This is a genomic window from Clostridium sp. (assembly GCF_021372645.1).
In the GTDB taxonomy this organism is placed as follows: Bacteria; Bacillota; Clostridia; order Clostridiales; family Clostridiaceae; genus Clostridium.
The window spans coordinates 25,680-40,502 of sequence record NZ_JAJFUC010000057.1 but is presented as its reverse complement, the minus strand read 5'-3'; the positions used below and the strand labels follow the sequence as shown (position 1 = coordinate 40,502).

The window sequence follows — 14,823 nt, the reverse complement described above, 5'->3', positions numbered from 1 at the left end:
TTAGGTACATGAAAATAAATAACAACTCTAAATTGAAGGCACATTTTCTTTCATGTTCCTTATTTTACTTTTCTGAATTCAAATCTTGGAAATAAAAATATTGGAATTGTATAAGTTTTATTTGCTATTCCACCTTGTGTTATCCCTTTTAGATAAACTGCAAAATCTATTTTTCCATTAGCCAATGATTTTGTTATAGTTTTACCTGGATTTTTACCTGCTTTAACTTCTATTCCATAGACATAGCCACTTTCCCTATCTCTGTAGACAAAATCAAGCTCCCCATCACCATAGATACCAAACATAGGAACCACAGGTATCTTCTCTAAAAGACAATGATAAATGAACGTTTCATTTAATAACCCGCTAGATTCTGCTGCTAATATGTTTGCTTTTTTCATCACATAATTTGCCATACCAACATCAGATAAAAAATATCTTTGTCGCTTTTTTATACTTGTAAAATCAAAATCTATAAGTTTATCACAGTCTTTGACAAATTTAGATGTATAAAACCATTGAAGTACTCTATTACAATTTTCCTTTGTAATATTACTTGAGTATTGTTTGGTTATAATTTGCTGTAATTCTTCTGTATAGCTGCCTTCCTTAATTCCTTTTTTGCCTCTAGCTAGGATTTCAATTATTGCACTTATACAGTCTTCAAATACTCTTGTAGTCAATATATCTCCATCAAAATATCTTGAAGATTCTTCACAAAATACTCTTAATAATTTTTCAAACAAATCATTAATATTTTCCTTATGATTTTTTAAGTATTCGCATACTATCTCTGGATAACCGCCAACTTCCAAGTAATCTCTATACTTATCATAAAATAAATCATAATCCTTTTTATCACCATTTCCATACAAGTCTAATGATTCATAACTATGTGTTAAATTAAGTGCTTTAATAAATTCTGCAAATGATAATGGCTTTATTTCAAGGAAGTCTACATCACCCATTGGAGACCAAAACTCTTTCTGCATAACAACTCTTCCCAAATAACTTCCAGTCATGATAAAATGTGCCTTAAATTCTCTTGCAAATTGCCTTATCATATTATAAATTTTATAAGATTCTTGTATTTCATCTATTATAATTATACATTCTTCATTGTCTTCAAAATTGTTAGAAAATCTCTTAAACATCTCTTTTAATGAATTTGTTTTTTCTCTGTCTAGTTTTCCTGATAGACGTTCTTCTTTTATTACATTATAAATTGTAAGTAAGTCTTCTCCTGCTTCTTCTAATAGATTTATATATATTAAATTCTTGTAATTTTCTCTTGCAAATTTTTTCACTAAATAAGTTTTACCCACCTGTCTTGCACCTTCTATTAGTAATACCTTATTATTATGATTATTTTTCCAATCTAATAGTTTTTTGTATGCATCTCTTTTAAGATCTATTATTTGTTCTTCCATGTTTCTCACTTCCTTACAATTTAAGCTATAATCTTATTTAATATCTCCTATTTATAAAGCTTTATATCTTAAAATTTATTTTTCAATAATAATTTTACCACTATTTAAATATGCCAGCAATAAAGCTTGTAGAAATTACTTTAGCTATAGGTTCATATTTGTTTTCTATTAAGCTTTTAACTATGCTATTTGAGCTTGTGTTTGCCCAATATGATGATTTTAATCTTTTATTAAAATAAAATTTATAAAAGAAATAGAAACTACTTGGATATACTTTGAATTTAATATCTCAACTAAAAAACCTCCGAAAAATCAGAGGTTTTTTACATTTATTTTTTGCTATTGCTTTTATGTTTTTTTATTATTTAATCTTTTTTTAATATATCATATTAATAATATTGCTAACAAAAATTTTATTTCATTACTCAATATTAGCTCCGTAGTAATTATCTTTAACTTTTAAATAGAAAGAAGCCAATGTTACATCCATATAAGGTACTACCCATAGAAGTCCAATACCTAATGGAATCAATCCTAGTATTGTCCAACCTAAAAAACTTAATAAAAGTACAAAATATTTAAATTTATATCCTTTCATCATTCCTGCACTTTCCTTTAAACATTGAATAATAGATTTACTATTATCATCAGCTAAAATAAAATAAGCTTGCGAAAACATATAAGTAAATATGATACCTGGAATTACTAATAAAATTGTTCCTACAAGTATAATTATTCCCAATAATATAAATAATCCTATTACTTTAAGTATAACTTTAAATCCAGAAAAAATATTTGAGAATGCTGGTTGTTTATCATCATAAGCATAGTTTAATGATAATCTACACACTCCTACGCTCATTACTGAACTAACTATTATTGATACCAGTGTCGTAATTATCAATAGTATTGTGTTATCTTGAACACATCTTGAAATAATATTAAACATAATTTGTATTAAAAATACAACTACAATACTGCCAATAGCTAGTCCCCATTTTCCCTTTAATTGGTCCTTAGCATGTCTTTTTAATTCTGCCCTATTAATCATGAAATCTCCTCCTTAATCTTACAAATTATGAAATATGAAGTAATATAATATCCTATTCTTAATTATATTTTAAAGTTGTGGTAATATGATAAAATTTTATCATATAATTTCTCTAAATTTTTATCTCTTAAGAACTCATTAACTTCATCTTGTAATTTAGCTTCCATTTTATATACATTTTTTGAACGACTGCTTAAATTGTATTTTTCTTACTTCATAGGGAAAATCAAAGCAATATGAAATATTATTTATTTCTCAATATAAAGTGTAAATCCTCTTCATCAAAAAATCTTTTATAACCTCGTTCACTTAAATATACACTATATCCATACCCTGACTCAATTATTCAATAAAATCAAAAATTTGCATTTCATAATTTATCTATGATAAACTTGTCTAGAATAAAGGTATTAAATCTGAAAGAAATAATTTCATGATATTTTTTACCTCAAGAAAGGAATTAATATACAGATGAAAAAACTAATTAAAGTTGTTGGAGCAATTTTAGAAAATGAAAACAATGAAATATTTTGCGCTCTTCGCTCGCCTGATATGTCAATACCAAACATGTGGGAATTTCCTGGTGGTAAGGTAGAAAAAGATGAAAGTCTAAAGGAAGCTATAGAACGAGAAATTCAAGAAGAGTTAGATTGTAATATTGAATTTTTAGATATTTTTAATGACAATACTCATGAATATGATAATTTTATAGTAAATCTAATTACTATAAAGTGTAAATTAATATCTGGTACACCTACAGCAACTGAGCACTCTAAACTTATATGGTTAAGAAGAGAAAACTTAATTTCTTTAAATTGGGCTCCAGCAGATATTCCTGCTGTAATGCAGTTAATAGCAGAAAAGGTATAGCTAAAATTGCTATACCTTTTCTACAAATTCTGTATATAAAGTGAAACTTTTCATGTGGAGTTTTATACTCCACATGAATTTAGTTGAACTTATCCAGGAGCGTGCAGCCGTTATCTCCCGCTTGAAGAAGGGGGAGTGTTACGGATGCTAGCTATCGGATAAGTTTACAGGAGCTATATTATCTAATTTAATTTTTACTGTTATAGGCTTCTCCCCGGAATACTCAACAGTATTCCCTTTACCTATATAAATATATGGCTGCACAACACCATCTATTTGTTTGTATTTTCTTACAAAAAGGTGCAAGTTGATCTTCCTATCTTTATTAAAAATAATATTTTTCCCTCTTTCAGAGCTTTGAGATGTACTATTAGGACTTTGCCACTGAAAATATTGTCTATCTAAGAATTTATCCTTATAATTTATGCTTTCCTTTATGTTGTCTTCTTTATGAAGATCTATAAATAAGAAATATTCATTTCCATTAGTAATAAGTCCACTACCTCTAAAAGAACTGTGTATTTTTGTGTAGTTTGATAAAAGTGCTGTATCTACCATTTGATACTGCTCATATAGCTTAAAGAATGGAACTCCATAATATTTACTTTCAAATTCCTTTTCATATCTTATTAGAGCATAATTTATAACATCTTCAATATATATTCTATACTTCTTATTTTGAATTATCTTTTTAAAATCCCATGTGCTATTTAAAACTTCATCCTTTAACTCAAAGGATTTTACGTTGTTTTTAAGTTGAGCTGAATCATAATAGGCTCTATTTAAACAATTTAAAGCATGATTAACACTTTCATCATCTACATAGTCAATATATTTTAATATTTCAAGCTTAGCCTTTTCTATGCTTATTTCTTCATGAGTTAACATATACTTTAATATGCTAAATTCATATATTCTTTTTATTGGTAGTTTACTTGAAAGCTCCTTAAGTATTTTTAAGAATACTTCATCTTCTAATAACTGTTTTAGTTCATCATCTTTTTCCATATTAGCAACAAAACCAGTATAAGTTTTTTCCCTATTTAAAAACTTAAGTGGATCTGGTGCGCCATCATATTTTAAATAATCCATTAACAAGTATGGTACTTTTCTACCATTCATCTTTTTAAATTCAAAATATTCTTCTCTTAAATATTTCATAGAATTAAAGTTTTCTTCATTTAGCTGCTCTAATATTCTTTCTTGTGCTATCCTATCCATTTGAATATTTGTACATCCTGGAATATTAGCAAACTGAGTTGAAACTGCTACCTTTAAACTGTCTTTATCATAATATCTTGAGCCATTCAAGGCTATAACAATTAAAAATGCTTTATTATGGTTTCCTATAAAATCTAATACTGTTAGAAAAGATTTATTTTCATGTTTTCTCAGACCTCTTCCGAGCTGCTGAATAAATATTATTGGGGAATCTGTTGGTCTAAGCATTAATACTAAATTAACAGATGGTATATCTACACCTTCATTAAATATATCTACTGTAAATATAACTTCTAAATCATCATCTTCAGATTCTAACCTTTTAATATAATGCTCTCTTTCTTCTGCAGAATTTTGTCCTGTTAAATAAACACTTTTAATACCTCTTTTATTGAATTCCTCTGCCATATAAATAGCATGATCAATACCTACACAAAATCCAATACACTTTCGTTTATCTCCGTCATGGCCATAGAAGTTCATTTTCTCAATTATAAAGTCAACTCTTTCATTAACCTTTAGTCTTTTAGATATTTCTTTTATATCATCCATATCTACATCTTTTAAATCTATTCCTTCAATATCAGTTATTCCAAAATAGTGAAAAGGTATTACAAGATTTAACTCCAATGCTTCTCTTAATCTTACCTCTAATGCTATATTATTAAAGATATCAAAAATACTTTCACTATCACATCTTTCAGGAGTAGCAGTCATACCTAACAAAAATTTAGGTTTAAAATATTCCATGACCTTTTTATAAGATGGACTCGCTGAGTGATGTGCTTCATCTATTACAATATATTCAAACTCATCTCTACTAAATTTATCAAGATTTATATTCATTGATTGTATTGTAGAAAATAAGTAGTCCGCATTTATGTCTTTACTATTACCAGTCAAAAGCCCTGTAGTCTTTTGCTTATTTTTAACTAGTTTTCTAAAAGTTCTTTCTGCACTTCTTAATATTTCTTCTTTATGTACTAAGAACAACATTTTTTGTGGCTTATAGTTTATAACATCGAAAGCAGACATATAAGTCTTCCCTGTACCCGTTGCAGCTATTACTAAAGCTCTATCTTCTCCGCAGTGTCTCAGCCTATTTAAATTATCTATTGCCCTCTTTTGCATATTATTAGGCTTTATTATTTCATAATCACTAAAATCTATACTTTTTCTTTTTTCTGCTTTTCTAATTTCTTCTATAAAACTTTTATAATTCTCTAAAAATTCTTCATTTAAAACAGAAGTATCTTCCCATAAATTTAAATATTCTTCTAATACTTCCTTAACAAAAGTATCGTCTTTCTTGGAAATAACACTTACATTCCATTCTATATTACTCTTTAATGCTCTCTGTGTTATATTAGATGATCCAATAATGATTTTATATTCTTCTTGGTTTTCAAAAATATAAGCCTTAGTATGAAAACCTATCTCTTTCGTAGCTACAAAAACTTTTAAATCAATATTGCTAAATTTATTAATTCTCTCTAATGCCTTTGGCTCAGTAAAGTTAAGATATGTAGATGTTAATATTTTTCCTTTAACTCCTTTGTCCTCTAATTCCTTAAAGCTATCTAATAAAAGCTGAAGGCCACTAAAGTTGATAAATGCAACGCTAAAATAAAATTTTTCACATTTACTTAAGCATCTTTTTAGCTCATTAAGAAGATTACCTTTTTCAGAGTTAATTATTAATTTATTGTTTATTAGAAATTCTTTATTTTCTATTTCTTTGTGTTGAACATCTGAGAATTCAAATTCCTCTTTATTGATGATCTCTGTATTCTTAAATAGTGAATCCATATTATCCCCCTAGTTTTCTCAAAGACCGTTGTTCTTATTTAACAGATTTAAGCACAATTCCTTCTTTAAATCCGCCACGTTCTTCTTTTTTCTTATCTCTAGCCTTCAAAATATCTTCTTCACTATATCCTAAAGAATCAGCAAGTCCAAACAAAACTTCCATAACATCAGCTAATTCTTCCAAATTTTTATCTTCCAGAAATTCATTAACTTCTTCTTTTAGCTTGTTCTCTAGAAGTATGTATTTTTCTTCTGCCGATGCAATTTCTACATCGCACTGTTTTCCATCTGCTTTTATTATTTCTGGGATTTTATCTCTTACTAATTTATCGTATGTCTTCATTAATATTCATCCTTATTTATATAAAATTTAATTTTGGAGCTAGATTAATTTTTCAAAATCGAATAGCTTATACTATTCCATATCCACTTGTTGTCATGCTCTCTAATTGTTCTCTTAATGCCATTATCAATCACTCTATCCTATTTCCGTGTTTCTATGTAGTACTTATATCCTTTCTTCTAGTTGCCTGTATCTCTGCTGCTACTCTGAATACAGGCGCTGGAAGCTAATATTATACTTAAGTTCATATAATCATTCTCATTGTTTTCTTTCTCTAATCTATAATTCCCTGTAAATATTCTTATGGGCATGTTCTTTTCTTTTATAAGTATAACTCAATATTCTATATAAAATACAAAATTCCTTCTTGTATAACATATGGAATACAATATATTATATGTAAGCATAAAAATAGAAGTTTAAAAATAAACTCCTACTTAACACGCCTATTCACTAAAAAATTCTATAAATATTCTAATTTATTTTTTAATACTGTTACAAAATATCAAGATAAACCTAATTTTTTGTTTCCATTATTCTAAAAAACATATTACCATATTGTTCCACAATTTGTTCTAATTCATCAACATTATATTCTGTACAAAAATCCTTGCCTTTTATAAATAGTAGGAACTCATTGATATGTTTAACAAGATTCTCATTTATTATTGTATAAACCGAAGGTACACAATCAGAAGACCAATCTATATTTTTCTTTAAAAAAACTTTTTTGTTATTTACATTAACTGAAATTTTAAAGAAATTCACATCATAATTAAGTGGTTCATCATTTAAAATTGTAATTTTAATATTATTGTTTTTCTTCATGCATTCTAGTATTTTAAGAACATGACTTTTTCTTTGTTCTATTGTCAACTTATACCTAAAATCAGTAAAAAATATGTCTCCTTCTTCAATATATTTCATAAGTGCAGACTTCAAGATAATAAAATTAATTTTACTTTTTTCAAATCTTTCTTCCCATGTAATTTGTAATTTTCTAAGTAAAAGCCCCTTTTCATTACAATAACCTTGTTCATAAGCTGTCTCTATAATATCTGAAGTAATATCAGATGATAATAAAAATTCAAACCCTCTAGTAGAAACAAATTTAAACTCATCATTAGAATAAAAATCCGTTCTATATCCAGATTGCTCTAATAGTGAAGGTTCTACACACCTGATTAAAAGATCTCCCTTTCTAAACTTAGCAATAGTATTATCATAGATTGTGTTTACTGTTTCATAATCTGTTATAAGCGTTGCTACATCTATACTGCCATCAGAATCTAATGATAAAATAATTGCAAATTTATCTCTAATTGCTATTATATTTAGCTTATCCATTTTTTTATTTTGAAAAAACTCAAATTCCATATTCCACTTTTTATTTAATATGAAATATATTCTCCATAAATAAAAATTGGGATTTGTCTCAAATTCATCCATATCAAATCCAACCTTGGCGGTTACCTTAATATCATGAATCTTATATTCCATCATTGTATCAAGATTAATATTAGCTGTTGTCTTGCAAAAATCAACTGTACATAATAATTCAATGTCCGTTGTTGAATTCTCAATAGTCGTAGAAAGAATTTCTCTAATAAAATTAGTAACTTTATTTTTGCCAAAGATAACCTTACTTTCATCATGTTTTTTTTCAGTTTTTTGGCATAAATCAGCTTCTGATTTTTTATATGCATTCTCTAACAAATTATATATATGATTTTTAAGCATATTCTTAATTATTGAATCATCTGACTCCATAGGCTCTGGAATTTCATATAATTTATAGAACTCTGTAACTATATTTCGTTTTACTATTTGCTCTGAAAAAAATATTGACGCTTTTTCATTAATAATTTCAGTGTTTTTACAAGTAGGTATTTTAATGTTATTGCACCATTTACTTATATAAGATATATCATATCCTACAACTTTAGATAACACCGCAAATTTAGTGTCCGTAAACCATAATAATTTTTTTAAAATAAAACCGTAATTTTTTGTATCTTCCATGAAGCACCTCCAACTTTTGTAAAAAAACAAATTCTATTCTATAATCAACTACTTTTCATATAGATTTCATTATGTAATCGTAATATACATTATAACAATTATAGCTTACAAATTCAAATTTCACTAAAATCAGCTAGGATAACCTAGTAAAAAATAACTCTTATGTGCTATATTAGTGTAGTTTTATAGGTATTAATAGAGCAAAAAAAACCTGTAAGGCTTAGCTCTAAGCCTTACAGGGTTTTTATCTTTAATAAAATATTTTCGATACTATATAATCTAGAGATTACATCATTTCGCTGAAACTTTGTACTCTTGTTTTAACTTGTTCGAAAGCTGTTGCTTCTTGGTCGATTTCTATATATAAGCTCTTAATTCCAGCTTCTTCAAATTCTGTATTGTAGACTGGATAATCGAATTCTTCTGGATCACAGAATTTCATCATACAAACAACAACTGCATCTGCCTTGTATTTCTTAACCATATCTATAAGCATTTGGCCTCTTGGTTTTTTAGGATTTGTTGCAAGAGAACATCCATCAAAATCTTGCCACCATTTAGCTAATCTGAATAATGGATCTGTTCCTTCTGGTACATCAAGTCTGAATTGTCTTGATTCTTGTGCAAGGTCATCTGCAACAACAGCTAGTCCATTTTCTTTAAAGATTTCTAATAATTCATTTGGTTCAGCTGTAATACCAGTTAATATAACCTTCTTACCAGTCCAAGGTTCAACAGGTAAAGCTTTAATTTCTGCCATTAATTCTTTTACCATAGCAGTGTGTTTTGATTTTTCCATAAAATGTCTTGATGTCATTACAGCATGACGTTTTGTTGGATCAATAACTTGTGGATACTCAGCAACAAGATCAGAGAATTCACGCATAACTTTACGATTTTCGTTGTATACTTTGATACTGTTGTTTATTGCTTCATCTGAAATTTCTGTTTCTAATATTTTTTCAAGTTTTTCACGAATAAGTTTAAACTCTTCAACAAGGAATGCATTTGAACAGTCTAACTTTCTGTTTTGTGGATGAGTGAACACAATTACAGGAGATGTTCCTTTCCACTTTTGGCTAAAGTTCTTTAATGTATCACATGGTACTGAGAAAAGTACAGCTTTTAAGTCATTATACATTCCTTCAAGTGACATTTCCATAACTGATTGCATGATTGAACAAGCAAATGGTGGAAAATATGCACGAGCTTTAGATATACTTCTTTGTCCTCCCCATATCCCCATTGGAAGGAAACCTGCTGCATGAATTATTTCTTCTGGTGCATAGTAAGGCATAACCCCTACTGCACCTTTACCAGTTTCTGCTTTATAGTCTTCCATAGCTTTTCTTGGATTGCTTGCTATTGCTGATAATTCATTTATAATGTTTTCTATTTTACTCATTAGATTCATCCTCCTTGCCTTGTCTCATCATTTCATCTAACGCCTGTACGCGTGTTTCATACTGTGCAGGAGCATAATTACGAGGATCAGTTTGATCTCCATCGAAGCTTACGTATGGTAATCCATTCATTTCTTGTAATCTTTCAGCAGTTTCTACGTTTAATAAACTCATTAACTTACAGCTTCTGTTTTGGTGATAAACGATACCATCACATTTTCCTTTTTCTATTATATCGCTAAGCACTTTAACTTTATTATCAAGACAAGTGTTTATATAAATTCTAGTATAAGCTTCTGCCATTGAGCTCATGTCTCCTGGAGTATAAGATAAGTTCCAAAGTCCTGGGTATGCTGAACCAGTCATTATATCCCCACTATTTTTTAATGTTTTGAATGTGTGACCAAGGTGTGGCCATACAGCTATACCTTCCCAAGTAACACGTTTTTGTTCACTTCCTTTGAATGCATAAACACCATTCTTAAGGTTTTCATCAAGTTCATCAGCAAACTTCTTGAATGTGATTTCAGCATAGTCTCTACTTCTAGCACAAACGATAAGAGCCATGAAGTTGAATAAATCAAATCCGTTTAATGGTGATGGTTTGTATTGTAACATATCAGCTAATCTATTCCATTGAGCAACAGAACGTTGAGTTTGTTCTTGTACTTCTAAGAATTTGTCATAGTCGAATTTTTTTCCACAGATTTCTTCAAGTTGAGCAATAGCTTCTTTGAATTGTCCTGCTATATAATCTTTAGCATATTGTGGAATTGGCATTGTGTGGTTGAATGGTACGTCGATTACGATACAAGGAATATTTAATTCTTTTGCAAGGTTTTCATACCATTTTAATAATGTATTACAAATGTTATTACATGTTATTACAAGGTCTGGAAGTGGTACATCTGCTGCTGGAGAATTTTTAAGTTTTTCAGGTGTTACTCCTGTTAAAGCTTTTTCTTTTAAAAGTTCCATGTATCCAAGATTTACTCTAGCATAAGAACAAGTGTCTATTGAGTAACCTTTTTTATCTGCAACTTCAAGCATATCCATTGCACCTTTTCTTGCACCTATTCCAGCTGCATGTGTTTCAGGATATACCATAGCTATATCCATAGCAACACAGAATTCTGGAGGGGCAACTGATGCTGACCAACAAACAAGCTTTCCTTCTTTTTTCGCTTGTCTTGCTTCTTCATCTAGTTTTTCCTGATAGTAACCTAATAATTGTTTTGAATTCATTTCTGCTATATCAGACATTATTAAAACCTCTTTCCTTTATTTATTAGCTTTTTAGCTTTTTAATTTTATTATCTTTTATTTATTAGCTTCCTCATAAGCAAATAATGCTGCACCTAATGCACCTGTAATTTGTGGATTTGGTGCCACTATTACTGGTCTTTTAAGTTCTCTCATTATTGCTCTAACAACTCCTGCGTTTTGAGCAACACCACCGCACATAACAACGTCATCCTCTACTCCACCTCTATAGGCAAGCCCGCAAGCTTTACTTGCTACTGATTGATGAACGCCAGCGATGATATTTTCTTTAGCAACTCCCTTTGATAGTTGAGATATTACTTCAGATTCCGCAAAAACTGTACATGTACTACTAACAGTAGCTGGCTCTGTTGCAATAGAATCATATTCTGCCATTTGACTAAGTTCAACTTCAAGTACTCTTGACATTACATCAAGAAAACGGCCTGTTCCAGCGGCACATTTATCATTCATGAAAAATTGCTTAACGCCGCCTCTGCTGTCAAGTTTAATTGACTTAACATCTTGACCACCAATATCAATGATGGTTCTTGCTGTAGGCACTAGAAAGAAAATTCCCTTAGCATGACAGCTTATTTCACTAAATTGTTTGTGTGCTTCTTCTATGGCAAATCTTCCATAACCTGTAGCAACTATTTTATTCATATCTTCTAATGTAAGTCCTGACTTTGAAAGTGCAGTGTCTAAAGCTCTTTTAGGCCCTGTAGAACCTGTTCCAATTTGGACTACTTCTGCAACAATTATATCTTTCCCATCTTTAAGTATTACAACTTTAGATGATGAAGAACCAACGTCAATCCCCATTGTATACATGGCATACCCTCCTTCTTGCATAAATTTTTCTTCTGTATTTATCGCTGATTGTTATTTAACAAACAAGTCGAGTTTAACAACTTCATAATATAGAGTATACCTTAAAGTTTAGATTAATTCAAAGGTAATTTCTGTATATTAAAGATAAATCTATCTTTGAATTGGTGCAATTGTTTGTACGTATTCAACAAGTATCCCTTGTGAATATTTTGGTCTTACAAAGTTAACTATAATATCGCTTGTTCCTGGTACAGCACTTTCTTCAAGCATTTCTATTCCTCTGCTTTCAAAGTCTTTACGTACAGCTTCAACATCATCAGTTTCATAAGCGATGTGTGCAATACCGCCTTTTCCATTGTTGAAGTTTTTAAGAACACTGCCTTCACTTGGAATAATTAATTCTACTGGACTTTCATTTGCAGTGTATTTTGTGAATATTAAATCTGCTTTATATGCTTCAACATATCCTTGGTAATCTATTTCCAATTCAAAAGTCTCCAAAAAATTTTTTGCTGCTTCCATAGTAGGAATTACAATACCAACATGGTGCATTCTCATAGGTTTCATACTTATCATCCTCCTGATTTTCATCAAATATATTTAAATAATTTAAAATTAATTATTTATCATTTTTTAATCCCATTTTTTCTTCTCTAAAGATTCTAGAATCCATAGGCTTAACATTATCCATATTAGGAACAAATCCCATTAAACCAACAATTTGTGTTTCTATATCAATACCAGGCGCAACTTCTATTAAATGAAGTCCATCTTCTTTTAATTCAAATACTGCTCTCTCTGTTATATATAAAACAGTCTGCCCTTTTTCTACAGCATATTTACCATTAAATGTAACCTGTTGAACTTGTTTTATAAATTTAGATTCTCTACCTTCTTGTTCTATAATTAATTTTCCATTTTCAATTTTTGTTTTTAAACCACCTGCTGTAAAGGTACCGCAGAAAAATACTTTTTTAGAATTCTGAGTTATGCTAATAAATCCACCACAACCTGCGATTTTAGTACCGAATCTACTAACATTAACATTTCCTTCTTCACCACATTGAGCAAGTCCTAAATATGCTAAATTAAGACCACCACCGTCATAAAAATCAAACTGATATTTTTGGTCAAGAAGACAATCTGGGTTTAAGCTTGATCCAAATCTAGCTCCACCTTGAGGTATGCCCCCTATTGGTCCTGACTCAACAGTTAGTGTCATATAATCTGCTATTCCTTCTTCACTTGCAACTTGAGCAACATACTCAGGTGCTCCAATTCCCAAATTAACTACTGAATCTTGTTGCAATTCCATAGCTGCTCTTCTACCAATGATTTTCTTTGCACTTAATGCCATAGGTGTAGAATCATCCTCAACAAATGCTCTTGATTCCCCTGAAATTCCTGATTCATACTCTTGTCCTAAACTTTGTTCATGATCTTCTTTATTTGCTACCACAACAGCATCAACATAAATACCAGGCACTTTTACTAGTTTAGGATCTAAAGTTCCACCTTTTACAACCTTTTCAACCTGAACAATAACTTTACCACCACTATTTTTAACAGCTTGAGCTGTAGAAGTTCCTTCAAGAGGTGTTATTTCTTTTTCAAAAGTTATATTTCCATATTCATCTGCATAAGTTGCTTTAATAAATGCAATATTTAATGGAAATGCTTTAAATAGAAGTCTTTCCTTGCCATCTATTTTTATTAGTTCTACTAAATCTTCTGTTGTTCTCTCGTTAATTTTTCCTCCACCATTTCTTGGATCTACAAAGGTATGTAATCCAACCTCCGTAATTGTTCCAACTCTGCGGGCTGCAATATCACAAAGTAGATTTACTAGAGCTCCTTGAGGTAAGTTGTAACCTTCACATTTGTTTTCAACACACATTTGTCCAAGTTTTGGAGCAGTAGCATAGTGAGCAGCTATAACTCTCTTGATCATTCCTTCATGGGCAAAATGATCTCCACCTTTGCCTTGTTTATTCCCCTGAGATGATGTATAGAATAGGGTCAAATTTTTAGGGGCACCAGTTTCTAAAAACCTTTTTTCTATTGCTTTAGTTAATGCTTCTGGCAAACTACTTTGAACAAATCCAGTAGTAGTTATTGTATCTCCATCTTTTACTAATTGAACTGCTTCTTCAGCGCTTGAAAAAATTTTAACTTTCTTCAACAATTCTCCCTCCCTCAAATAATTAATAATTTCTTTTCATACTTTAAATCTGCACAGAAATTGTAATTTATATTTTTCATGCTTTAATTCTGCACTGATTGTTGTTGACGTTTTCATTGTAATACCATATGACTTGAAATGGAACAAGAAAAAATTGACTATTGTTTTTGCATGTTGATTCAACTGTAAGATATATATTCGAATTATTTCATAACTTGAATTAGTTGAAAATGATTATTCAAGTTATTCAATCAAATGTGTAATTCTACCTTTTCATTAGTAACCCTTTAACTACGTACTTTACACCCCTTATATATTTCACTAATTAATTATTATAGAAATTTCATTTAATTCTTTATCTCATTTAAAATCAATAATTCAAGTAGCCTATATCG

At 29.6% G+C, this 14,823-nt stretch carries 11 protein-coding genes; 1 reads left to right on the top strand and 10 read right to left on the bottom strand.

Translation table 11 applies throughout. The features are described from left to right. Positions 1–59: 59 nt before the first annotated feature. A complete protein-coding gene (locus LLF98_RS09690) occupies positions 60–1,430 on the bottom strand; it encodes an AAA family ATPase (RefSeq protein ID WP_291703019.1) in 1,371 nt (456 codons plus the stop codon). 421 nt (positions 1,431–1,851) lie between these two features. Beyond that, positions 1,852–2,481: a DUF975 family protein gene (locus LLF98_RS09685; protein ID WP_291703017.1), complete on the bottom strand. Its 630-nt coding sequence runs from the start codon at positions 2,479–2,481 to the stop codon at positions 1,852–1,854. A gap of 471 nt (positions 2,482–2,952) precedes the next feature. Between LLF98_RS09685 and LLF98_RS09680 the strand changes: the two genes are divergently transcribed. Next, entirely contained in the window at positions 2,953–3,351 is a 399-nt protein-coding gene (locus LLF98_RS09680) for a (deoxy)nucleoside triphosphate pyrophosphohydrolase (RefSeq protein ID WP_291703015.1), read from the top strand. Positions 3,352–3,498: 147 nt separating this feature from the next. Here the strand turns inward: LLF98_RS09680 and LLF98_RS09675 are convergent, their stop codons facing one another. From LLF98_RS09675 to LLF98_RS09640, 8 genes are all read right to left on the bottom strand, one after another. After that, on the bottom strand, positions 3,499–6,381 hold the full coding sequence (locus LLF98_RS09675; RefSeq protein WP_291703013.1) for a DEAD/DEAH box helicase: 2,883 nt from the start codon (positions 6,379–6,381) through the stop codon (positions 3,499–3,501). A gap of 34 nt (positions 6,382–6,415) precedes the next feature. After that, positions 6,416–6,724, bottom strand: a complete 309-nt coding sequence (locus tag LLF98_RS09670; protein WP_291703012.1) for a nucleoside triphosphate pyrophosphohydrolase — start codon at positions 6,722–6,724, stop codon at positions 6,416–6,418. 516 nt (positions 6,725–7,240) lie between these two features. Beyond that, positions 7,241–8,746, bottom strand: coding sequence for a hypothetical protein (locus tag LLF98_RS09665; protein WP_291703011.1), 1,506 nt, complete (start codon positions 8,744–8,746; stop codon positions 7,241–7,243). Between the two features lie 286 nt (positions 8,747–9,032). Beyond that, positions 9,033–10,151 carry a 2-hydroxyacyl-CoA dehydratase family protein gene (locus LLF98_RS09660; protein ID WP_291703010.1) on the bottom strand — a complete coding sequence of 373 codons (1,119 nt, stop codon included), beginning with the start codon at positions 10,149–10,151 and terminating at the stop codon, positions 9,033–9,035. Continuing rightward, the gene (locus tag LLF98_RS09655; protein WP_291703009.1) at positions 10,144–11,412 is read right to left on the bottom strand and encodes a 2-hydroxyacyl-CoA dehydratase family protein; all 1,269 of its coding nucleotides are present in this window, start codon (positions 11,410–11,412) and stop codon (positions 10,144–10,146) included. The genes LLF98_RS09660 and LLF98_RS09655 overlap by 8 nt, the downstream gene beginning before the upstream one ends. 57 nt (positions 11,413–11,469) lie before the next feature. Beyond that, the gene (locus LLF98_RS09650; RefSeq protein WP_291703007.1) at positions 11,470–12,246 is read right to left on the bottom strand and encodes an acyl-CoA dehydratase activase; all 777 of its coding nucleotides are present in this window, start codon (positions 12,244–12,246) and stop codon (positions 11,470–11,472) included. Between the two features lie 150 nt (positions 12,247–12,396). Beyond that, a complete protein-coding gene (locus tag LLF98_RS09645; protein WP_291703005.1) occupies positions 12,397–12,813 on the bottom strand; it encodes a VOC family protein in 417 nt (138 codons plus the stop codon). A 52-nt stretch (positions 12,814–12,865) separates the two neighbouring features. Further along, on the bottom strand, positions 12,866–14,428 hold the full coding sequence (locus tag LLF98_RS09640) for a CoA-transferase (RefSeq protein ID WP_291703004.1): 1,563 nt from the start codon (positions 14,426–14,428) through the stop codon (positions 12,866–12,868). Positions 14,429–14,823 lie beyond the last annotated feature (395 nt).

Bases quoted from the DNA above. Each gene is read 5' to 3' on its own strand.
- LLF98_RS09685 (WP_291703017.1), bottom strand. From the start codon at position 2,481: ATGATTAATAGGGCAGAATTAAAAAGACATGCTAAGGACCAATTAAAG.
- LLF98_RS09690 (WP_291703019.1), bottom strand. From the start codon at position 1,430: ATGGAAGAACAAATAATAGATCTTAAAAGAGATGCATACAAAAAACTA.
- LLF98_RS09675 (WP_291703013.1), bottom strand. From the start codon at position 6,381: ATGGATTCACTATTTAAGAATACAGAGATCATCAATAAAGAGGAATTT.
- LLF98_RS09670 (WP_291703012.1), bottom strand. From the start codon at position 6,724: ATGAAGACATACGATAAATTAGTAAGAGATAAAATCCCAGAAATAATA.
- LLF98_RS09650 (WP_291703007.1), bottom strand. From the start codon at position 12,246: ATGTATACAATGGGGATTGACGTTGGTTCTTCATCATCTAAAGTTGTA.
- LLF98_RS09660 (WP_291703010.1), bottom strand. From the start codon at position 10,151: ATGAGTAAAATAGAAAACATTATAAATGAATTATCAGCAATAGCAAGC.
- LLF98_RS09655 (WP_291703009.1), bottom strand. From the start codon at position 11,412: ATGTCTGATATAGCAGAAATGAATTCAAAACAATTATTAGGTTACTAT.
- LLF98_RS09645 (WP_291703005.1), bottom strand. From the start codon at position 12,813: ATGAAACCTATGAGAATGCACCATGTTGGTATTGTAATTCCTACTATG.
- LLF98_RS09665 (WP_291703011.1), bottom strand. From the start codon at position 8,746: ATGGAAGATACAAAAAATTACGGTTTTATTTTAAAAAAATTATTATGG.
- LLF98_RS09680 (WP_291703015.1), top strand. From the start codon at position 2,953: ATGAAAAAACTAATTAAAGTTGTTGGAGCAATTTTAGAAAATGAAAAC.